General features: G+C 61.4%; 13 protein-coding genes. All 13 read right to left on the bottom strand.

Going from position 1 to position 21928, the window contains the following annotated elements:
* Nucleotides 1-70 precede the first annotated feature (70 nt).
* Nucleotides 71-3079, bottom strand: coding sequence for a DUF4214 domain-containing protein (locus ACGTN6_RS05480; protein WP_394590284.1), 3009 nt, complete (start codon nt 3077-3079; stop codon nt 71-73).
* Between the two features lie 1342 nt (nt 3080-4421).
* Nucleotides 4422-6935, bottom strand: a complete 2514-nt coding sequence (locus tag ACGTN6_RS05475) for a glycosyltransferase family 4 protein (protein ID WP_394590283.1) — start codon at nt 6933-6935, stop codon at nt 4422-4424.
* On the bottom strand, nt 6932-7972 hold the full coding sequence (locus tag ACGTN6_RS05470; protein ID WP_394590282.1) for a glycosyltransferase family 4 protein: 1041 nt from the start codon (nt 7970-7972) through the stop codon (nt 6932-6934). The genes ACGTN6_RS05475 and ACGTN6_RS05470 overlap by 4 nt, the downstream gene beginning before the upstream one ends.
* Nucleotides 7969-9555, bottom strand: a complete 1587-nt coding sequence (locus ACGTN6_RS05465; RefSeq protein WP_394590281.1) for a class I SAM-dependent methyltransferase — start codon at nt 9553-9555, stop codon at nt 7969-7971. The genes ACGTN6_RS05470 and ACGTN6_RS05465 overlap by 4 nt, the downstream gene beginning before the upstream one ends.
* Complete coding sequence (locus ACGTN6_RS05460; RefSeq protein WP_394590280.1) at nt 9552-10799, bottom strand: ABC transporter ATP-binding protein; 1248 nt, start codon at nt 10797-10799, stop codon at nt 9552-9554. Before ACGTN6_RS05460 ends, ACGTN6_RS05465 begins: the two co-directional genes overlap by 4 nt.
* Before the next feature lie 9 nt (nt 10800-10808).
* Nucleotides 10809-11612, bottom strand: a complete 804-nt coding sequence (locus ACGTN6_RS05455) for an ABC transporter permease (RefSeq protein WP_394590279.1) — start codon at nt 11610-11612, stop codon at nt 10809-10811.
* Nucleotides 11613-11616: 4 nt separating this feature from the next.
* Nucleotides 11617-12813 carry a glycosyltransferase family 4 protein gene (locus ACGTN6_RS05450; RefSeq protein WP_394590278.1) on the bottom strand — a complete coding sequence of 399 codons (1197 nt, stop codon included), beginning with the start codon at nt 12811-12813 and terminating at the stop codon, nt 11617-11619.
* On the bottom strand, nt 12810-13991 hold the full coding sequence (locus tag ACGTN6_RS05445; protein WP_394590277.1) for a glycosyltransferase: 1182 nt from the start codon (nt 13989-13991) through the stop codon (nt 12810-12812). Before ACGTN6_RS05445 ends, ACGTN6_RS05450 begins: the two co-directional genes overlap by 4 nt.
* The gene (locus ACGTN6_RS05440; protein WP_394590276.1) at nt 13981-15444 is read right to left on the bottom strand and encodes a mannose-1-phosphate guanylyltransferase/mannose-6-phosphate isomerase; all 1464 of its coding nucleotides are present in this window, start codon (nt 15442-15444) and stop codon (nt 13981-13983) included. Before ACGTN6_RS05440 ends, ACGTN6_RS05445 begins: the two co-directional genes overlap by 11 nt.
* 208 nt (nt 15445-15652) lie before the next feature.
* Nucleotides 15653-17023 (bottom strand): undecaprenyl-phosphate glucose phosphotransferase, encoded by a 1371-nt coding sequence (locus ACGTN6_RS05435; RefSeq protein WP_394590275.1) that lies wholly within the window; start codon nt 17021-17023, stop codon nt 15653-15655.
* Nucleotides 17024-17086: 63 nt separating this feature from the next.
* Nucleotides 17087-18511: a TolC family outer membrane protein gene (locus ACGTN6_RS05430; protein WP_394590274.1), complete on the bottom strand. Its 1425-nt coding sequence runs from the start codon at nt 18509-18511 to the stop codon at nt 17087-17089.
* A gap of 76 nt (nt 18512-18587) precedes the next feature.
* Nucleotides 18588-19970 carry an HlyD family type I secretion periplasmic adaptor subunit gene (locus ACGTN6_RS05425; protein WP_394590273.1) on the bottom strand — a complete coding sequence of 461 codons (1383 nt, stop codon included), beginning with the start codon at nt 19968-19970 and terminating at the stop codon, nt 18588-18590.
* The gene (locus tag ACGTN6_RS05420; protein WP_394590272.1) at nt 19970-21751 is read right to left on the bottom strand and encodes a type I secretion system permease/ATPase; all 1782 of its coding nucleotides are present in this window, start codon (nt 21749-21751) and stop codon (nt 19970-19972) included. The genes ACGTN6_RS05425 and ACGTN6_RS05420 overlap by 1 nt, the downstream gene beginning before the upstream one ends.
* Between the last annotated feature and the right edge of the window lie 177 nt (nt 21752-21928).

The raw sequence follows: 21928 nt of genomic DNA, 5'->3' as shown, positions 1-21928 counted from the left end.
GGGGCTTGGGGTAGAAACCCCGGTCTAACCTGACCGCCATTCCGCTGAGCGAGATGGCGCTGCCGTCATCTTAGGCGATGTTGGCGTCGGCCAGGGCCTGAGACTCACCGAAGTCCAGGGTGCCGACCAGGTCGACAGTGTAATCGGTAGAGTTGTTGGCAGAGTTCAGGTCGAAGACCTTGTACTGACCGGCGTTGTTGGCGTGCTCGACCATGATGATGCTGTCGACACGACCATTATCGACGGTGCTGCCGATGGCATCACGGATGTCGTCAGCGTTCAGGTTGCCGAAGTTCGTGTCAGCATCGAAGTCAGAAGCCGCGAAGGTGACAACGTTCACTTCGTCATTGGCCACGTCGTAGTCGTTGCTGCCAACGGTACCGTTGTTCACGCCATAGCTGGTGAAGTCCAGGATATCGCGGTTGGCGACGGTGTCATCACCAGAGGTGAAGTTGACGATGTCGTCGCTGCCGAAGTTGTCCTGCAGCACCAGAGTATCGTTGCTGTCGGCACCGGTACCCAGAACCACTACATCGTTACCTTCGCCGGCGGCGATGGTGTTGTCGCTCTCGGCAGCGCTATCGACACCGCCAACGTTCTGGGCGGCAGCGGTGGCACCATTGCCGGCTTCCTCGGCGTAGATCGCTTCGATCTCGCTCAGGTCGGCGCTGGTATCGGCGTTGCTGTCGCGGAAGGCGACGTTCAGCTCGTCCAGGTTGTTGCCGTCGATCAACGAGGTGATGTCGAGGATGTTGCCGTCACCGTCGGTGGCCTCGAGCAGGTTGGCCAGCACGTGGTCGTTGTTGACCGCATCCTTGATGGCCTGATTGACCTGCAGGGTGCTGATCTCGTCGTCCTGGTTATCGGCAGTGCGAGTGGTCGGCACGTCGATCCAGACGGACTGGTGGCCCTTGAAGGTCACCTGCACCTGAACGGTCGCATCGTTCTCGACGCCGAAGGTCTGACCCACGCCGTTGGCACCGCCAGACAGATCAACATCGCTGTTGGACTGACCGTTCGGCAGAGCGCCGGCGGCAGCGGTGGAGTTGAACTCCCAGCGATCGCGGCCGGTCATCAGGCCGGAGTTGTCGGCATAGACGACGTCGTCGCCGGTGCCGGTGCCGATCACGGCATCGCCCTGACCCCAGGTACGCACCACGTCATCGCCCGCACCAGTGGAGATGGTGTGGTTGGCGTTCAACTGCTGGTCGGTCAGATCGTTGATGTCGTAGTCGTCGTTCTGGGCATCGTCATACACCAGGGTCTCGACGACGTCGTTGCCGGCGCCGCTGTCGATCACCAAGTTGACGTCTTCACGCGCCAGCACGTCGCTGTCGATGGCCAGAGAGATCTGGTCGTCGCCGGCGGCGGTGGTGTAGTTGAAGGTGGCGTTGTCGTCCTTCGGATCGACGGCATCGTCGGTGGCGTTCAGGTCACGCTCGATCACTTCTTCGGTGATCAGGCCGCTGAGCTTGATCTCGCCGCCGAAGTCGCCGCCGTTGAAGTCCTGAACGTCGACCAGACCGAAGTTACCTTCTCCCGCCTGCAGACTTTCCAGGCCATGGACGGTGTCGCCGTCCTGGGAACCGACCTTGAAGTAGCCGTCACCGGACAGGTTCACTTCCTTGAGGAAGTCCTGCCCGCTGTGCGACTCGAGACGAGTCAGCCAGGAACCATTCTCGGAGTCGACGTTGATCTGCTCGACGCCCTTGTCGGACTCGGACTGGCCGACCAGGTTGACGGTGGCACCCTGAGAGCCATAGCCGACGTTGTCCAGGTCGAGGTTGGTCTCGATCAGCTCCTGGATGTTCTGCGGCGCCTCGATGCTCTGCTCACCGTAGAGGGTGAAGCCACCGGCAGAAGCGTCTTCGCTGTAGGTGAAGTTGCCTTCCTCGATGACGCCGCCGTTCTTGTCGGTCAGCACCAGAGTGGTACCGGACACGGTCTTGCCGTTGTCGTCGGTCGCCTGGAACTCACCGCCCAGGCTCGCTTCGAAACCGGCCAGCAGCGGATCGTCGCTGGCGGCCAGGGCGTCCTGGACAGCGGTCAGCAGCTGCGGATAGGTCTCGGCGTTGAAGATATCTTCGGACTGCAGCACGACCTGCTCACCGTCGACGGTGAAGCGGAAGCCGTTGACCGGCAGATCGCCCAGCGGACGCGCGGTATCGGCAGTACGCAGGTCCAGCAGGTCGATGAACAGCTGGGAGTTGGCGGTGCGGTCCTCGGCGGTCAGCACCGGGCTCAGGAACAGGCCTTCGTAGATCTCGTCGGCACCGATCTGGTTGCTGACGTTGAAGGTGTAGTCCTTGGAGCTGGTCGCGACCTGGCCGGCGGCGTCCCACTCGGCCTTGCCGATGTTGACGACCTGCTGGGCACCGTTACCTTCGAAGTCGGTAACATCGCTGTTACCCATGCTGCTGCGCACGAAGGCAGCACCAGGGGAACCGTCGAACTCGCCCTGCTCGCCCAGGCTGCCATCGGCATCAGCCTGATAGACACCGAACTGGCCAGCATTGCTGCCAGAAGTGACGAAGTCGATTCCGGTAGTGTTGCCGGTGTCACCGCCGTCATCGGCCGGGATGTCGGCGACAGCGCCGTCGATGTCCAGGGAGGATACGTCGGTGTCGGCATCAACGTCAGACAGGAAATCGGCTGCATAGTCGGCAGCGTCGTCACCGGCGTAGTCGCTGCCAGCGGCGTCGGTGAAGGCCTGAGCGGCTTCCACCTTGTTGTTGACGGCATCGGCGTCTTCGTTCTGGGCACCGTTCAGAACTTCCAGCGCGATGGCAGCCAGAGTGGTGTCACCCGCTTCGAGCTCGCCCACGTAGTAGTCAAGGCCGGCCTGCTCGGCGTCGCGGCCGAACAGCTGCTGGTACAAGTTGTTGACCAGTTCCTCGTTGCTCAGGTCGCCGAAGCGAGCTTCGTATTCGGCGGAGTTACCGAAGTCGTTGATGACGGCGTCAGCGCCTTTGCTGTCGATCTGCTCAGCCCAGTAGGTCTGACCGGCGGCGTCCGCAGGGCGGCCATAGTAGGCCACGTAGAGCTTCTGAACCAGATCCAATGATGCTTGTGTTGCCATGGGACTATAGTCTCCTTGCTATTCGAAGATGCCGACAGCGCGAGGCATGCCAGACCTCTTTCTACCTTGAGCGCTCAAGGAATTTCCTTGGTTCACCCAACGTCCTGTGGTGGCCATATGTTTGACAGGAAAGCCATTGGCTTCGCTTTTGCCAACGTAAGAACACCCTCTGCGAAGGGCGAACGTGCCTAATGTATAGGCGTCATTCGATACAAGTCAACGTCAATAAAAAAGCGGAGTATCAGGTAAAACATTCCACAAAACTAACTCCATAAGACAAATCTCAATCTAATGTAAGAAATCTGCTATATTGACGTAAGACTTTCGCCATTACCTTCGGATAAACCCAAGAACAAGCCAAGAAAAGCCTTAATTTTCATCGTCATGCGTGATTCAGCACATCGAGAATGTTCAAGAAAGGTCGCTGCTTTTATGCTCACCTTTGGGTAAGCCATTGCTGAGAAAGAAGAAAATAGACGCCCTATGCAGTAGCGGCGCGTCTGAGCCGCATGCCAGGATTGGGGAAGAAATAAACCCTGATCGAGACGCCACCCGATGGAGGCTACTGGGCAATCGTGGCGCGTGCTCGACGACGCACCACTTCCGACTTCACAAGCCTTCTCGTGCGCGCCTGCGTTGCGTGATGCAGTACATCAGCCGACCGCAGGAGAGCAGGCTAGCGGCTCCCCTACTTCCCTGGCAGGAGCCCTCTGGTTCCGAGGAACAGACGAAACGCGATGTAAGCCGCTGAAGCACCCTGCAGCCAGGATGTTGTCACATGCTTTGGTCGACACCCGGGATGCAGCGCCGGCATGAACCCTTGGAATGACGATGGACAGTCTCAAGTAGCCGACCACCGGATGGGCGGGATGCCGGAGAAGAAAAGCGGAGAGACAGGAACTGGCTTACCCCTTCAGGGCGCCAGCAGCGTCGAGACGACGCGTTCCAGCCGATGTCATGGTCCGCGTGCACTGGCCGGGCGGCTTGCCATCTTTCGCTCGATGGACCACCGACCACCAGCGCCTGGCTGCGACGAGACGTGGCGGCTACATACGACTCGCGGAGGAACGGGAGCGACCCAGGACCAGACGATCTCAGGAGGGTGAAGCCGAAAGCCCCATGGCCGCCCCTGGAGCCGGCGGGGCGAATCAACGGCCGAACGCGGGCTGCTGCGCGGAATCGCGCAGCGGCAACGCGATGGCGTCGCTAGCCATCGCGGTGCAGGCAGAACGGCAGGAAATAGAGAGGGATGAACCAGGGGTGAAGCAGGCCGCCGTGGGCGCCGTCGCATGGTCACTCGGCCTTCATGACGCTGATGCGAGCACGGAGGCCGAGAGGCGGCTCAGGGTGACAGAGTAGCGGCGATGGCCGATGGCCAGCTGAAGGCGTCCTCGGTGCGCCTCCGGGCCGCCTGGATGCGGCGCTGGCGATCAGCCTCGGGCGTTGCGAGCAGCCTACGCAGCGCCTCACCGAACTGCGGCAGTTCGGCCAGCCAGACTTCCTCGGCGGTGAACCCCAGGCCGCGGTTGCCGAAGGAGGTGGTCAGTACCGGCACGCCACTGGCGGTGTAATCGAGCATCTTGAGATTGCTGCCCGATCCTGAGGCCATGGGGTTGAGCGCTACGTCGACGCTGGACAGCAGCACCGACAGCTCGGCGTCGCTGACACGCCCCAGGCCACGCACGTTGGGCGGAAGATGCTGAAACGCCGGATGGTCGCAGAGGCTGCCGGCAAGGTAGAAGACGACCTCGGGGCAGGCCGGCGCCATCTCCCGGCAGATGAACTCGGCGGCGTCCAGATTGGGGCCGTGCCAGCTGCCCAGGAACAGCGCCACTGGCCGGTGCTGCTGCAGCCGCGCCTGCCAGCGCTGGCGCATGGCCATGTCGATGCAGGGCAGGCGCTCCAGGTCGGCGCAGTTGGGCACCACGCGCCCCTTGTCGACGCTCAGGCCATGTCGCTCGCGAAAGAGGGACAGATCGCCTTCGGCGCAGGCAAGGATCTGCTCGCTGGCCGTGCAGGCGAGCCGTTCGGCCTCGTCCACTCGGGCAATCGCCTGTTCGGCCTCCGAGGCGCCCCGCTGCAGGGCCTCCTCGAGAATCGTCCGCTTGAGATCGGCTTCGACGTTATGCGACTCGTACCACCAGGGACAGGTGACATGTTCGCGCAGGGCGTGCACCAGGTAGGGATGCGCGCACACGCCGAGCGTCGCCGTGGCGGCGTACTGCCGCAGCACGGCGATGAAACGCGAGTTCTGGCGCCAGCCCTCGATGGCGGCGATATCGTCCACCGAGGCCTCGAGCGCCGCGGCGAGCGACTGCTGGTCGCGGTACTGGGCGGCACTCAGCGGAATGCGATGTTCGATCAGCCCGGGAGCAATCTCGCGACACCGCTCCTCGCTGCCGTGAGGCGCCAGCACCAGCAGCGTGACCTTCACGCCAAGCTCGCTGGCCACATGGCGGTAGAGGTGAAACATGCGATTCTGCCCGCCGCCCATCGGCGGATAGACGGGAAAGGTATTGAGCACCAGCCAGTGCTCGCCCGCCCCGATGCCGCTCACGACGGGAAAGCGAGCATCGTCACCGTCATCTTCTCGAGTGTCTGCTCCGGCCGTGTCGCCGATCAATTCACGCACGGTATCGGGCCAGGTAACATGCGCCACGGCCTCTCTGGCCGCCACGCCCATGGCTCGAGTACGTTCGCGGTCTCCGGCCAGCTCACGAATGGCCCCGGCCAGGGCCTCGGGCTCGGGGGCGACACTCCAGCCGGTCTCGCCATGGCGCACGAACTCGTTGACCCCGCCGGTGTCGCGGCAGGTGAGTACCGGCTTGCCGGCGCCCATGGCCTCCACGGTGATCAGCCCGTAGTCCTCGTCGTAGGGCAGGAAGGGCACGGCCAGGGCATGGCGATACTGCTCGATCACTTCGCTGTCGCGCACGAAGCCCAGGAACCGCACGCGAGGATCGTCGCCCGCCAGGGCCTTGAGTTCGGCCTCCATGGGGCCGGTGCCGGCAATGCGCAGTTCCAGATCCACGTCGGTGGCGAGAAAGGCGCTCAGCAGCAGATCGAGTCGCTTGGGGCCATCGAGTCGGCTGACGGTAAACAGGTAGTCGCGGGGTGCCCGCTCCTCCTCTGCCTTTGTTTCTACCTCTACCGCGAAAGGCGGCAAATCGGAAGGGTGGTGAATTACCTTGATCGGCACGCCACGCGGGAAGTAATCGACACGTCGGGTGACGTTGCGCGAGATGGCGCTGTAACGGGCGATGGCCCCGGGTGCCAGGGCGATGGCATCAAGGTGATGAATCACCGCTCGGCTGAGTGGCCCGGGAAAACCGAAGAGGCCCTCCCGGGCGGCTTCGGGCAGCCAGGGGCCATGCAGCAGCACCTCGAGCGTATCGAACAATTCGGGTAGCTGAGCGCGCTCGGGGCGAGCCGACAGTATGCGGCGCAGGCGCCGGAGCAGCGGATGATGACACAACCAGCCGATGGTGCGCTGCCCGCGCTCGCCGGGCCAGGCACCGGCCGAAAAAGGATCCGCCCCGGCGCGATCGGGCCAGGGATAAGTGTCGTAGAGCCCGCGCAGGGTATGCTGGAGATAGAGATGGTGATCGGGATGTTCGATCATCCAGGCCGGGTACTTGGTGGAGATCACCCGATCGAAGTGGCTGAGATCAAGCTCACTGAAACGCCGATAGCTGGCGATCAGCTCGGTGAAGTTGCGCTCGGGGCTGGGCAACTTGATCAGCTCCATCTGATGGCCACTGAGCTGATTGGTGTGATGCAGCAGCCCCCACCAGAGCTTCTCGGCGCCGCCCACGGCGAAGGGCACCCCGCTGGGCGCGACCAGGGCGATTTTCATGCTCCGCCCTCCTCGCCCAGCAGGCGTGTCACCACGCTGTTCCAGCCGATACCGGCGCGATGATAGGCGGCCTGTCCAGCGCGACCCATCTCGGCGGTGCGGGCGCGATCGGCCCAGGCGCGATCGATGGCATCGGCGATGGCACGGGGATCAGGGTCGACCACCCAGCCGGTCTCGTCATCGGTGACGAATTCCAGCGGGCCACCGCTGTCGGTGCAGGTGATTACCGGCTTGCCGGCCAGCATGGCCTCCAGGGTGATGTAGCCGTAGTCTTCGTCGAAGGGGCCGAAGAAGACCGCCATGGCGTTGGCATACAAGGCGAACTTCTCGGCTTCGCTGAAGCGCCCGACCAGGCGCACCCGATGATCGAGGCCATGCCGTTCGATCAGCCGCTGATAGCGTTCGCGCTGCCCCCCCTCGCCGGCAATGATGATGCGTGCCGGCGAGGTGAGGTGACGAGCGGCCTCGATCAGCAGGTCCTGGCGCTTGAGGCTCTCGAGCCGGCTGGGGCAGAACACATAGCCCCAATCGTCGTCGCAGCGGAAGCGCTCGGCACCGTGTGGCGGATGATAGAGCGGCTCGGCGGACAGGCCATTGTAGTGCTGCAGACGCTCTGCTACGCGCCGTGAATTGGCGAACAGGCGTTGCACGCGCCCCAGGTGACGAGCATCGAAATCTCGGACCGCCTTGCGCAGGGCTCGCTGGTCGTCGTTGGCCTCGTCGTCGTTCCACAGCTCGTAGCAGGCACGATGCTGATGCATCACCCAGACGGTGTGGTGCGGATGGGCGATGCCCCAGGCGGGGAATTGCAGGCTGATCGCGCGGTCGATGGCCACGCCGTTGGGGGCACTCATGTCGAGGGTGTCCACGTAGTGCATCAGCGCCTGGATATCGGCCTCCGGGCTGAAGCGAAACGGCAGCCGCAGCAGCTCGACCTCGTGCCCATGTTCACGCAGCGCACGGGCAACACCCTCGATGTGGTAATCGGCCCCACCGCGCATGAAAGGCACTAGAGTGGCGTTGAGCAGGATTCTCACGGGCGCTCCTCGTCCGATGCGGCGTTCACTGCCAGAGCGTCGTCCTGTTGGCCGGGTTCATCCAGGCACTCCTCGCGACTTGCGTCGCCGAGCTCCTCCGGCTGGGTCACGGCGACCTTCCGGCCGACCACGGCAAAGTCCTGCGGACCACAAAAATGGCCGTTGATCCGGTCGGTAAGCGGATCATCACCCGCCACCTTGGCACTCTCGGGATAGGGGTTGAAGCGCCGCACCTCAACCTCGCCGAAGCCATGGTAGTCGAGCAGGAAGTGCATGGCAGTGGGAGTGAGCGGGTTGCGGTGGGTCGGGTCGTGATAGAAGGTGTGGCTGCCCACCAGCAGGTTTTCGGGATTGGGCGTCTCGATGATGAGTACCCCCCCGGGGGCCAGCACACGACGAGCTTCGTCGACCATGGCATAAAGCACTTCGAAGGGCAGATGCTCAGCGATGTGAAAGGCGCTGACCAGCGCGTGGCTGTCGTCGGGCTGCTGTCGCAACGCGGCCAGAATATCGGCATGCATGACCTCGAGGCCGTGCTCACGACAGTGCTCGACCATGGCGATATTGAGGTCGACGCCATGCGACTCGAACCCCTGCTCGGCGAGCAGGGCGAGCCACTCCCCTCGCCCACAGCCGAGATCCAGCGCCCGGGTACCCATCTGCCGAGCGGTATCGAGCTGGGGCTGGTAGTTCAGCAGGTGCCGACGAATCTGCTCTTCACTGCCGCGACAGGCGTCCTCGAAGGCGAGGTAATAGGCGTCAAACAGCTGCTGCTGCCATGCCTCGGCTCGATCCTCCTGCGGCGCGGCGGGCGACGGGGAATCCAGGAGACGCTCGACGGCACGTCGATGATGGTGCAAGGCGCTCCACAGCGCCGGCTGGATACGCTCCTGCTCGGCCAGCCGTTGCCCGTCTTCCTGCGCCTGATGACTCAGTTCCCCCAGCCGCGCCTCGTGTTGCTCGATCGCTTCATCATGACGGCTGAGCTCACCATCAAGCTCAAGCAGCACCTCGTGCAGCTGACTGGCATGCCATCGCTCACGTGACTCCAGGCGGCATATCCGTTCCAGCAACCGCAGCCGGGGCCGCAGCAGAATCGCCACCAGGCGATAGACCAGACGCATGGGCAGACGCAGCACGCGACCAAGGGAGCCCAGGCGCCCCACCACGCGAAAAGGTAGCGTGAGGAGTCCACGACGCGGCACGGCTACCCCCTGGCGCGAGAGGTAGGCTTGCGCCTCTGCGGCGCAAAGCAGCTCTCCCAGCACATACAGGCGTCCGACATGCGGCAGCCGGGCTCGATAGTGCTGGAAACCATCACCGTCAACCGGACGCCCCATCAGGAGACGATACGCTCTATCCAGAAAGCGCTCGTCGCTCAGGCTGGCCGCGAACAGTTCCTCAAAGCGCGGATGAAGCGGATCCTGAACGTCCACGACGTCCTGGCGCTCCTCGAGCAACTGACCGAGCCGTTCGCGACAGGCAAAGGCCGGCGGTTCTTGCCCGGGATGCTGTTCGTGCTGACGCGCCACGGCCTTGAGCCGCGCCACCAGGCTGTCGATATCGTCAAAGGTCTGGGTCATCTATGCGGCTCCTGGTATTCACGGGACACGGCTGATGCGTCGAGCTCATCGGCTGGCGCGGCATCCATACTCAGCGGCAGCCGGCAGACACCGGAAAAGAGATGCTCCTTGAAGCCAGCCACCTCGAACTGCAGGTAGCTGTCGCACCACCAGTAGCAGTCGTCCAGATGATGTTCCCGACTGTGCAGAGCCACGGTGACGGTGTACTTGCCGGGGGCAATGTCGGCTCGCAGACGCAGGCGTACACGACGCTGCTCGCCGGCAGCAAGACACAGTGTCTGTCCGAGCTGATAGCTGTTGGCACCGAAGATGTCCTGGCCGAAGCGATCACGCAGCATCACGCCCAGAGTAACGTCGTCGAGCGTGTCACGAGCTTGCAGTTCGAGCTCGATGCTCAGCCACTCGCCGCTGGCGATCATATTGCTGGCACTGTCGTCCCCGACCGCACGGCCATCGATCACGGCCACCTCACCGGTACCATAGGCCCCCTGATCACGCTCCAGGTGTCTTCCTTCCTCTTCCTCGGCCTGACGCGCCATGATGCGGTTGTATCGATTGACCGCATCGTCGGCGTCACCGTCGAAGGAAACACGCCCGTCTTCCAGCACGATGGCACGATCGCAGAGCATCTTGACGGCATTCAGATCGTGGGAGACGAACAAGATGGAGCCGCCACTCTGCTTGAACTCGCGAATGCGTTTCATGCATTTCTGCTGGAAGTAACCGTCTCCTACCGAGAGTGCTTCATCGACGAGAAAGCAGCGCGGGTCGGCGTGGATGGCAACGGAGAACGCCAGCCGCATGGCCATGCCGGAGGAGTAGGTACGCAGCGGCTCGTCGATGTAACCGCCAAGCTCGGAGAATTCGATGATCGCCTGGCGACGGCTGTCGATTTCCTGATGGGTCATGCCCAGCATGAGAGCGTTGGCGGTGATGTTCTGCAGGCCGGTGAGTTCGGGATTGAAACCGGTACCCAGCTCCAGCAGGCCGGTGACGCGCCCGTCGACATGGATGCTACCGCTGTCGGGCATCAGCACGCCGGTGAGCAGTTTGAGCAGGGTCGACTTGCCGGCGCCGTTACGACCCAGCACGCCCAGCACCTCTCCAGGTGCCACCGAGAAGCTGATGTCCTTCAGCGCGTGGTAAGTATCGTGACGCATGCGACCGGTCACCACCTCGAGCAGACGGTCGGCAGGCCGGTGGAACAGCTTGAAGGTCTTGTTGAGCTCTTCGATCTGAATCATCGCTACACCTTAGAGACAGTCGCGAAGATCGCGCTCGGTACGACCGATCAGCCACAGTGCCAGGGCCAGCAGGCCGAGCACGCCCAGCGAAAGCAGCGCGAGGGGCAGGAGTTCGGGCAGTTGCTGTCGCATGATCAGGCCGCGATACGCATCGACCAGCACGAAGAAGGGATTGAACTGCATGCCGCGCTGTACCCAACCCGGCAGGATATCGACCACATAGACGATGGGCGTTACCCAGAACCAGACCTGCAAGACCACCGCTACCACTTCCTTGATGTCCTTGAGATAGACGGCCAGAACCGCCAGCGTCAGGCCAATGGCGTAAACGAACAGGCACTGGAGGCCGTAGATGGCCGGCACGGCAAACCAGTAGGCCGACAGCGGGAAGTCCACCAGCAGCAGGAAGCCGATGAAAAAGCCCATGCCGATGAGGTATACGACGGTTTCCGTCAGCAGCACGGAGAGAGGAAGCGCAAGCAGCGAGACATTGACCTTGGTGACCAGATGCCCCTGGTCCTTGAACAGATTGGTGATACGACCAAGGCTGTTGGCGAAGGCAATCCAGGCGAGCATGCCGCAGATCAGGTAGATGCTGTAGGCATAGTGGTCGATCTCGACACCGAAGCCCTCCAGCTTGGCCCCCATGATGCTGGAGAACACCAGCACGAAGACCAGGATGTTGACCAGTGGAGAAACGAACGTCCAGGCGGCTCCCAGCAAGGAGCCGGTATGACGCTCGACCAGATCCTGGCGACTAAGGTGCAGGATCAGCGGCATGCTGTGGCGAATGGCCCGCAGGCGTTGATACATAACGTCAGCTTTCCATGGCGTGGTGAAAAGATGCGAGCAAATCATCGGCGGAGCGAGACCAGCTGAAGCAGGAGGCACGCTCTCTTCCGAGAGAGATCCGATGGGCATGGTCATCCTCGAGCAGCTGCTCCAGGCCGTGGCGAATGGCTTCCATGTTCAGCGGATCCACCTCGATGCCAGCGCCCGCGGATACTTCGGCCGTAGCCGTCACGCTGGCGGTCAGCACCGGAGTACCTGCGGCCATGGCCTCGAGCACCGGCATGCCAAAGCCTTCGTAAAGCGAGACATAGACGAACCCGCTGGCCAGCGCATACAGGCCGGGCAGATCGTTCGAGGGTACATAGCCCAGACGCCGGATGGTGCCCGCGTCGAAAGCTCTCTGCACCGAGGCAGACCAGCATTGCTCTCCCCAACCCGGCATGCCCGCCAGCAGCAGTGGTGTAAGCCGCTGCTGCTCGCGCGGAAGGCTGGCATAGGCTTCGAGCACCCGCGCCAGGTTCTTGCGCGGCTCAAGCGTGCCGACGCTGAGCAGATAGCGTGCCGGAAGCCGATAGCGTTCTTGCAGCGCCACCTCTTCACTCGCCACTGGGGCAGTGCAAAAGCGATCGGCGACGGCTGGCGGCACGATATCGATACGTTCGGCGTCTATATCATGCAAGTCCCTGAGCTCGTTGGCCGTGAACTGCGAGACCACGTTGATTCGGGTAGCACGCTCCAGGCTCGCCGGGAGATGACGGTTGAAGAATGCCACGCGCTCGGCCGGATGACACTCAGGATATCGCTCGTGAGAGAGGTCGTGGACAGTCACGACACTGCGCCCTCTCCAGGGCAGCAGAATATAGTTCGGCTCCCAGTAAAGAGCATGTTGCTGTGCACCGCCATGCTTTAGCCGTTGCGTGTATAGCCAACGATATGCCCTTCGAGTCAGCGGGTTTCGCAGATAACGACGGGCAAACTGCCAGGCCTTGCTGCCTCCTGGCTCCGCCGACGAGTCGCGGTGTGACGTGTCTGATGCTTCGAGCAACAGAGGGTGTTGGCAGGACAGTCGCTCTCGCTTCGAACCGGTAAGCCCTTCCAGCATCAGCTCCGAATCGCCCTCCGTTGCCTGACGCCGAAGAAGCTCGTTCGTCAGCTCACGAGTGTAGTGTCCAATACCGGTCAGAGGTGACAGCAGTGGCTGCAGGTTGACGATGACATTCATGCCTTGGCCTCAACGGAGAAAACGTGCTGCAGGCAGTCTTCCCATTGCCGCCAGAAGGCATCTCGGCCAAACCGCTCGGCCTGCTGGCGGCAGGCAAGCGGAGAAATGGAAGTACTCTCGAAGCGAGACAAGGCCAGGAGAAGGGCATCGACCGTCTGGGAGTCGAAGAAGATACCGGTAGACGCCTCACCGTGTTCCGGCCCGAGAACCGTCTCACAGGCGCCACCGCCTCCATAGGCAATCACCGGCGTGCCGCAGGCCTGAGCCTCAAGCGGCAGGATTCCGAAATCCTCATCGGCAGCGAAGACAAAGCCCTTGGCATTTGCCATCAAATGCTTGAGCATCTCGTTCGGCTGAAAGCCCAGCAGCTCGATGTTCCTGGCGCCGCCGGCCAAGCGTTCGAGCTTCTTGCGCTCCGGGCCATCGCCGATGACCTTGAGGCGTCGTTTACCATCGGCGCGAAACGCCTCAACGATCAAGTCCAGCCGTTTGTAAGGCACCAACCGTGACGCCGCCAGGTAGTAATCATCACGCGGCCCGTCATGAAAGGACATGGATTCGAGATCCACAGGCGGATGAATCACGGTGGCATCGCGCCGATAGTATTTGCGAATACGGCCCGCCACATTGGTGGAATTGGCGATGAAATGATCTACCTGACTGGCCGTAAAGTGATCCCACTGGCGAAGCCGCTTGAGCACCCGCCTCAGGTACCACTCAAGCGGTGCCGAGAAGGCGGCATCATGCAGATAAGCTTCCTTCATGTCCCATGCGTAGCGCATCGGAGTATGGCAGTAGCAGACATGGCACTGGCCGGGATGGGTAACGACGCCCTTGGCCACGCAGTGACTGGATGAAATGACCAGATCGAACTCACTCAGGTCGAACTGTTCGATGGCATAGGGCATCCAGGGGAGATAGTGCCGGTAATGCCGGCGAGCCATCGGCAGGCGCTGGATCAAGCCGGTGTTCACCCTGTGGCGGGCGATGCGCCCACGCTGACCTGCGGGCAGAAAATCCACCAGGGTGAATATCTCTGCCTGAGGGAAGGCCTCGAGCAGGGCGTCCAGCACCTTCTCGGCTCCTCCCTGCACCACCAGCCAATCATGCACGATCGCAACACGACGCCCCTGCCCCCAGCATCGAAGTGCGGCCAGAGAGTCGACCTCACCCTTCATGTGACACGCCAGTCGGCGTCCGCCCATAGATATCATCGAATCGGACGATATCGTCTTCCCCCAGATAAACGCCGGTCTGTACCTCGATCAAACGCAAGGGGATCAAGCCAGGGTTTTCGAGACGGTGCAATGTGCCGAGCGGGATATAGGTCGACTCATCCTCGCTGAGCAAGAAGCTGCGCATGGACTCGCTATCACCGTGGCCACCGCCAAGCGTGACCCTAGCCGTACCAGCGACCACCACCCAATGCTCCGCCCGGTGATGATGCATCTGCAGGGAGAGTCGTCCACCGGGCTTGACCACGATTTCCTTGACCTGAAAGCCTTCGCAGCTAACCAGTGCACGATAATGGCCCCATGGCCGATAGACGCTCTGATGGGACTGGAACTCCGCTCGCCCCGCCGCCTTCAGAGCGCTGACGATCTGCTTGGTCTCCTGGGCATGCTCGCGGTTGGCCACCAGCACGGCATCTGCAGTTTCCACGATCACCAGATCCTTCACGCCAACACCTGCTACCAGGCGCGACTCGCTGCGCACCAGATTGCCCGTCGAGTCGTGAAGCAGCACGTCACCATGAACCGCATTGCCGTCTTCGCCGGCTCCGCGACGCTTGAGATCATGTATCGCATCCCAGGAGCCGATATCACTCCAGCCGGGGTCCATGGGCACGACGGCGGCCGTCCGGGTATGCTCCATGACCGCATAATCGATGGATTCACTGCGGCACTCGGTGAAAGGCCGTGGATCGATACGCAGGAAATCCATGTCTTCCCTGCGCCCATCATAAGCCGCCTGACAGTGCTCGAGGATATCGGGTGCATGTTCTGACAGCTCTTGCAAATAATGTCGGGCCCCGACCAGGAAGATGCCGCTATTCCAGAGATAATCGCCACTGACCAGATAGGCACGCGCACGCTCGATGTCCGGCTTCTCGACAAAGACATCCACCTGGAAGCCTGAGCCAAGCGCTGTCCCGCGACGAATATAGCCATACCCGGTGTGCGGCGAAGACGGCTCGATGCCGAAGGTCACGAGTTGACCTTGCGCCACGAGCTCTCTTCCCTTCGCTACCGCCTCGGCAAAAGCGACATGATCCTCGATGACATGGTCGGCCGGCATGACCAGCAGGCTCGCGTCATCGTCATCCTCGAGGGCCGTCATGCAGGCCAGAGCCAGCGCCGGCGCGGTATTTCGCCCGAGGGGTTCCAGCAGGATAGTCGTGGCCGGCACACCAGCCGTCTGCAGCTGCTCGGCGACCAGGAATCGATGTTCATCGTTGCAGACCACCAACGGCGAAGCACAGCCATCGATGCCTCCCAGGCGCAAGACCGTTTCCTGCAGCAGGCTATGGCGCTCAGAGTTCAGTTTCAGAAACTGCTTGGGGTAGTGTTCGCGGGACACTGGCCAGAGACGAGACCCTGAGCCTCCGGACAGAATGACGGGCCTTAGCATGCGTCCTCCGTGACAGAGCGTCGTATGTGCGCTCTCTGCACCTGGTTCTCAGCACTCCCGCGGCGACCCTGAGCGTGCCGCGAGCACTGCGTCGGAATGGCGCAGAATGATACCACCTCAGTTCATGAGATGGCAGCGGCCCATGACGCAAGACACACGCCCCGTCCTGGTGATGCTGCCCCCCACCACCACAGCGGTCATGTCGGTCCTATGGCTGCCGATTAATGAACCCCCGCGTCGGGGTCATGACGAGAATCTTGAGGTCGAGGCCCAATGACCAATTATCAATGTAGTAAAGGTCATATTCCACTCGGCGCCGCATCAGCTCGATATCCTCGGTGATGCCACGCAGCCCGTTGACCTGGGCCCAGCCTGTCATGCCCGGCTTGACCCGATGCCGTTGCATATAGACTTCGATCACGTCCTTGTAGTGGTCGTTATGATCCATGGCATGTGGCCGCGGCCCCACGAGCGACATTCTCCCTTGCAGTACATTGTAGAGCTGGGGCAACTCGTCGAGGCTCGTCTGGCGCAAGAAGTGTCCCAGCCGCGTGATGCGGGGATCGCCATCAACGGCCTGGCAAGTGCTCCCCTCTGAACCGTGGGGGCGCATGGTGCGGAACTTGTAAATGCGAAAACGCTTCCCATCCAGGCCATGACGATACTGCTTGAACAAAACAGGCGCGCCCATTTTCCAACGCACCAAGGCGGCGATGATCACCATCACGGGAAGAAAAAGCAGGAACATCAAGAGCCCCAGAAGCCGATCCTCCAGCGCCTTGATCCAGCGCATCGGCCCATTGAGCGGGCTGACATTGAGGTCCAGGGAATACATGTCCGCCACTTTCGCGACACGGTGATTCAGCAGTCGCACGTCGGAGAGATCCGGAAAGTAGCGTAGGTTCACCGGCACGGAGAACAGCTCGCCGGCAATGGATTTGACGGTCTCGCCTTCGGTAAGGGGGTAAGTCAACCAGATTTCATCATAGTCCCGCCGGAAGACGCTCTGGGCGACCAGCTGCTTGACGCGGCTCAGGATGTCTCCTTCCGGCATGTCGGTCACGACGTGACTGATGCGATAACCGATATAGGGCAGCGCTGCGAGATGCCGCTGCACTCGCTCGATATTTCCGGCTCGCCCGATGACCAGAACCCGCTTGAGGTTATAGCCCCGGGCCCGCAGCGAGCGAAGATAGGCATAGAGCCCGGCACGCAGCAGGCAACCGAGCCCCAGCACGGACAGCGAGGAGGCCAGCATCCAGCCACGTGAAAAGATAGGCGAACTCTGGGTGATGACGAGAAAGACGCTGAGCAGCACGATGGCCAGCAGCCAGCTGAGCGTATAGATCCCCAGCATGGTGAAAAGGCTACGCCCACGCCAGGGCTCGTAGAGGCCCAGAAGCTCTCCGCAGGCAGGCAGCAGCAATCCCCCCACCAGGATCAGCAGCGGATACTCGATGCCATGGGCATGGTCCAGACCGGGCATCGAGATCAGCACCCCCGCCGCCACCAGCATGGCAATGCCGGCATCGAAGCAGCGCATCAGACGTCGCAACCAATCGCTGGAAGTCGTACTCATGCGCTCCAATCGCCTATCGAGTCGCGATAGCGATGCACTGCGACCGTCGAGTCACAGCGTGCATCAGCCATCTTGCTCAGATGTTCGCGCCATGGCCTGCAGCGTCATCATCGTGCGCACGAGATCATCAGAACCCAGATCACCCACGGCCACTTCGAGCTTCAAGCGCTCGAGAAGGGACTCTCGCACGGTGTCGACGTACTGAATTCTCAAGTCATAGAGCTCGGCCCTGGCATCCAGAACGTCGACCAGGTCGCGCAGCCCAAGCTGCTCGCCTTTTTCTGCCGCTTCCAGAAACAGCCGGCTGGAATCGATGGATTTCCCCAATGCGTTGAGCTGACGACGGCTGCCTGCAATATTCCTCACGCTTTCCCTTACCTGCTGGCGTGCCAATCGGCGGGCATTGGTCAAAGAGGCTTCCCGAGCCAGCGATGACAGTTCCCCCTGCCGCACGTTGGCGCTGGTGTAGCCGCCGCGATAGAGCGGCATGTCGAGCTGGACACTGGCACGTCCATCCTTGCTCACACGATAAGGATCATTCGAGTCGCGATCCGAATAGCTGAGGTTCAATGACACCTCAGGGTAATAGCCCCCACGACGCACGTCGGTATCCGCATCGGCCAGCCCCAGTCGCCGACTGGCCAGCATGACTTCGAGATTGTCAGTGGTTCGCGTTAGCCATTCGTCCAAGTTTCCCGGCACCTCGGACAGCTCGACCGAGCGCAGATCTCCCAGTGACTGCCCGAAGGCCAAGCGCTGCCCCGTCAAACGCTCGAGCTCGCCAAGGGCGTCCTCAAGCTCGTTCTCGGCTTGAATACGGTCCGCCACGGCCTGGTCGAGGCGGGACTGGGATTCGAGCACATTGAGCCGGTCTCCCACTCCCAACTCAAAGGAGCGGGATGCCTGACGATGCTGCAGAGACAGCGACTCACGCTTGGCCTCGAGCAGCCCGACCTTGCGCGAGGCGAGAAAAGCGTTGAGATAGGCCTCGACCACTGACATGGCCAGCTTGTTCTCTCCCACGGCCACTTGCAGGCGTGCTGCCTCGACCTGGCTCTCGGCCTTGTCGACACCGCGCCAGCGCTCAACGCTGAACAGTGACTGGCTCAGGCTCACCTGCCAATTGACATCCCGTGTTTGACCTTCATAACGAGCCTCGTCGTCGCTGGACCTGAACTCGCTGCTGGGGTCATAGTCGGGATTGTCCGTGTAGTAATTATCGCTTTCCTGGTAGGTATACCCCCCGGAGGCGCTGACCTGTGGCTTTAGCTGGGACCACGCCTTATCCACTTCTTCCTGGGTGGCCTGCAGCTCATAGCGCTGGCTCGCCAGGTCGCTATCGTTCTCCAGGGCAAGCACGAACAGTTCTGGCAGTCTCGGCAGATCGACAACCGATGGCGCCGGTGCCTGCTGCGCAAGCTGATCCGGGAATGACACATCCGTTGCCTCGTCAGCTGCCCACAGCAAGGTAGAGAACGTCACGCCCATCACCGACAGTCCACATGCCGCCGACCAGCGTCTGCTCGGCCATTTCCTTCTCGAGTGCGCCATCCTGCGCATGTCCTTACTCCTCTCGCATCGCCCTGGCAAGCATGTCAGTGATGGGCTTGGCAATGTAACTAGCAAAGGTTCGATCACCGGTACGAATCATGACTTCGGCGGGCATTCCCGACAGCAGTTTCATCTGCTCGGTCATGTCCTTCCGACCTTCATCCGTTACCTTGACGCGCCCCTTGTAGTACTGCTGGCCCGTAGCCTCGTCCTCGAAGCTGTCAGCGCTGATATAGGTGACTTCTCCCGAGATCTCGTCGGTCAAGCGCTGATTGAAGGCCGAAAAGCGTATATCGGCGGGCTGCCCGATGAAGATATGATCGATATCGCGATTCGGTATTCTGACCTCAACGACAAAACCATCCCCGCTGGGAACGACATCCATGATCGGGTCCCCCGAACGGATGACAGCCCCCTGAGAGTGCACCTTGAGACCAACGACCGTCCCGGATACCGGGGCGGTCACCGTGGTACGATTCACCTGGTCGGTCAACGAGGTAATCTGTTCTTCGGATTCTGCAATCTTGGCCTGGGCGTTGCGCAACTGCTCGCCAACCTCGGACTGATACTCCTGGCGACGCACTTCCTTCTGGACCTGATTCTCGCTGATCTGGGACTTCAAGCGAGCCACCTCGGACCTGGAACGAGCCACCTGACCTTCATACTCGAGGATTTGTCGCTCCAGCTCTCGCAGGCGCTGATTGTCGCCCAACCCCTCACGGAACAATGAGCGGAAATCCTCCGCTTCGGAACGCAGTGAGGCGATACGCCTGAGATTCACCGAGATCTGGGCCTCGAGCCCCTCGATCTGATCACGCATCTGGTTGGCCTGCTCATCCAGAGACGCCAAAGTGCTGTTGAGCGACTCACGTCGTGACATGAACAAGCTACGCTGTACCGCCAGTACTTCCTGGACACGCTCCAGGCCACTTTCGGTCAACTCCTCGGGAAAGCTCAGGCTGTCGTCACCACCCTGCTCGGCCAGCAGGCGCACTTCCATGGCACGATTGATAAGGTACTGGGCACGAAAAATGTCCAGTTGGGCACGCGCCTGGGTGTCACTCAGGATCACAAGCGCATCCCCCGCCTCGACATGGTCCCCATCCTTCACCAGGATGTCGCGGACGATACCGCCTTCGAGATGCTGCACGGTGCGCTTGAACGATTCGATAGAGACGCTGCCCGGTGCCACCACGGCGACAGCGAGTTTGGCGGTCAGCGCCCAGGTGCCGAAACCGCCAAACGCCACCAGCAATATCACCAGCCCCCAGCGCCTGACTTTCCTGTCGCTGGTGGGCAGCTTCTCGACGGCCTCTCCTTCCAGGGTTTGAGAGCCCGGGGTGATATCGATGCTCGGAAGTTTCCCTGCTTGGCTATCCTCTCGCTCGGCCGCCATTACCGTTGCTCCTCGCTGCCATTCTCGGATTCACCAGGGCGCTTACCCCCACCCACGGAGGCAAGGCGATGATTGTTTCCCGACGCCACACGTCGTTGGGGCGACGTCTTGGCAAACTGTGCCAACACTTGGTCTCGAGGGCCGAACATGCTGACCTGCCCTTCTTTCATCACCAGCAACTTGTCCATGTTCTTGAGGATGCTGGTGCGATGACTGATGACCATCAGGGTCGTTCCCTCGGCCTTGAGCTGGGCAATGGCCTCGGAGAGCGCCTTCTCGCCGGCGTCATCCAGGTTGGAGTTGGGCTCATCCAGTACGACCAGGACGGGGGCTCCGTACAGGGCTCTCGCCAGGCCGACGCGCTGACGCTGACCGCCCGACAAGGCGCCGCTGGAGGCCGAGATTTGCGTGTCGTAGCCGTTAGGCAGCTCGAGAATCATCTCATGCACGCCTGCCTTCTTCGCTGCCGTCACGACCTTCTTCGAATCGATCTCGCCGAAGCGCGCAATGTTCTCGCTGACCGAGCCATCGAACAGCTCGATATCCTGGGGCAGGTAGCCGATATGCGGTCCGAGCTCATCACGGTTGAAGTGATGAATATCGGCGCCGTCCAGCCGCACATTGCCAACCTGGGTAGGCCAGATGCCCAGCAGGACACGAGCCAGGGTCGACTTGCCGGCGGCGCTGGGGCCGATGATGCCGATGTGCTCGCCGCGAGGCACCTCGAAATTGATGCCCCTGATGGTCGCCATGCGCGCCCCGGGGGGAGCCGCCGCGACGGTTTCGATCGCCAGGTGCCCATCGGGAGCGGGCAGTGACATTCGACGCTGCTCCTCGGGGATCTGGGTCAAGAGTTCATTAAGACGCTCATAGGCCCCTCGGGCACCGACGAACCCTTTCCAGCTTCCGATCATCTGGTCGATAGGGGCCAGAGCCCTCCCCATGATGATAGAGCCGGCAATCATCATCCCTGGCGTCATTTCACCTTGCAGCACCAGCAGGGCCCCCAAGCCGAGAATCATCGACTGGAACAACATGCGCAGTACTTTCGATGCATTGGTAAGAGCGCCGGCCCGGTCGCTCGCCTGGGACTGTTTGGCCAGGTATGTGTAATGTTTTTCCGCCCAACGCCCCATGATATTGGGCAGCATGCCCATGGCATGCAGTACTTCGGCATTGCGAAGGTTAGAGTTGGCAAGCTCTTGTGACTTGATGCTCTCATTGCTCGCTTCGGCAAGCAGCCCTTTCGTGGCCATCTCGTTGGCGATGGCCAATGACAAAAGAATGATACCGGCACACAGGGCAAAGACACCGAGCCAGATATGGAATAAACAGAGCACGCCAATATAGATGGGAACCCAGGGGGCATCGAAGAAGGCGAACAAGCCATTTCCGGTGAGGAACTGGCGAAGATTGGTAAGATCATTGAGCGGCTGGGCCGATTGGCGCCCCGGAGCCACGACGCTACGCCGGAACATGGCACTGTAGAGCCTGCTATTGAGACTGGTATCGAGCCGGTTTCCGACGCGCACCAGGATGCGCGAACGCACCAGCTCGAGCCCTCCCATTACCATGAACAGGAACACGACGACCAACGTCAACACGAGCAAGGTTTCCTCGCTGCGTGAGGTAATGACACGATCGTAGACCTGCAGCATATAGAGAGGCGGAACAAGCATCAGCAGGTTCACGAACATGCTGAAGAAGCCCACGGAAAGAAATGATCCCTTGCAGGCACGGAGCGAGAGCTGCAAGTCCGTTGCGTCCTGTTGCTTTGCCATGAGGCGACTCACCGATTGGGGGGATACGACAGAGGCTCGAAGAGAGATAGCGCAGCGAAGCCGAGCGCAGGAGGGTAACAGAAATCCCATTAACGATATAGGACTTGGCTAATCAAGCGAACGTAGGAAATATCGTACAAAACACCAATTAACCGAATTATCAACGCTACCAATAGC

The organism is Halomonas sp. B23F22_20 (assembly GCF_043496985.1).
GTDB lineage: Bacteria > Pseudomonadota > Gammaproteobacteria > Pseudomonadales > Halomonadaceae > Halomonas.
This window is presented reverse-complemented; position numbering and strand designations above follow the sequence as displayed.

Excerpts from the sequence above, each read along its gene's own strand:
- ACGTN6_RS05480 (WP_394590284.1), bottom strand. The coding sequence starts at position 3,079 with ATGGCAACACAAGCATCATTGGATCTGGTTCAGAAGCTCTACGTGGCC.
- ACGTN6_RS05475 (WP_394590283.1), bottom strand. The coding sequence starts at position 6,935 with ATGAAAATCGCCCTGGTCGCGCCCAGCGGGGTGCCCTTCGCCGTGGGC.
- ACGTN6_RS05465 (WP_394590281.1), bottom strand. The coding sequence starts at position 9,555 with ATGACCCAGACCTTTGACGATATCGACAGCCTGGTGGCGCGGCTCAAG.
- ACGTN6_RS05460 (WP_394590280.1), bottom strand. The coding sequence starts at position 10,799 with ATGATTCAGATCGAAGAGCTCAACAAGACCTTCAAGCTGTTCCACCGG.
- ACGTN6_RS05455 (WP_394590279.1), bottom strand. The coding sequence starts at position 11,612 with ATGTATCAACGCCTGCGGGCCATTCGCCACAGCATGCCGCTGATCCTG.
- ACGTN6_RS05450 (WP_394590278.1), bottom strand. The coding sequence starts at position 12,813 with ATGAATGTCATCGTCAACCTGCAGCCACTGCTGTCACCTCTGACCGGT.
- ACGTN6_RS05445 (WP_394590277.1), bottom strand. The coding sequence starts at position 13,991 with ATGAAGGGTGAGGTCGACTCTCTGGCCGCACTTCGATGCTGGGGGCAG.
- ACGTN6_RS05440 (WP_394590276.1), bottom strand. The coding sequence starts at position 15,444 with ATGCTAAGGCCCGTCATTCTGTCCGGAGGCTCAGGGTCTCGTCTCTGG.
- ACGTN6_RS05435 (WP_394590275.1), bottom strand. The coding sequence starts at position 17,023 with ATGAGTACGACTTCCAGCGATTGGTTGCGACGTCTGATGCGCTGCTTC.
- ACGTN6_RS05430 (WP_394590274.1), bottom strand. The coding sequence starts at position 18,511 with ATGGGCGTGACGTTCTCTACCTTGCTGTGGGCAGCTGACGAGGCAACG.
- ACGTN6_RS05425 (WP_394590273.1), bottom strand. The coding sequence starts at position 19,970 with ATGGCGGCCGAGCGAGAGGATAGCCAAGCAGGGAAACTTCCGAGCATC.
- ACGTN6_RS05420 (WP_394590272.1), bottom strand. The coding sequence starts at position 21,751 with ATGGCAAAGCAACAGGACGCAACGGACTTGCAGCTCTCGCTCCGTGCC.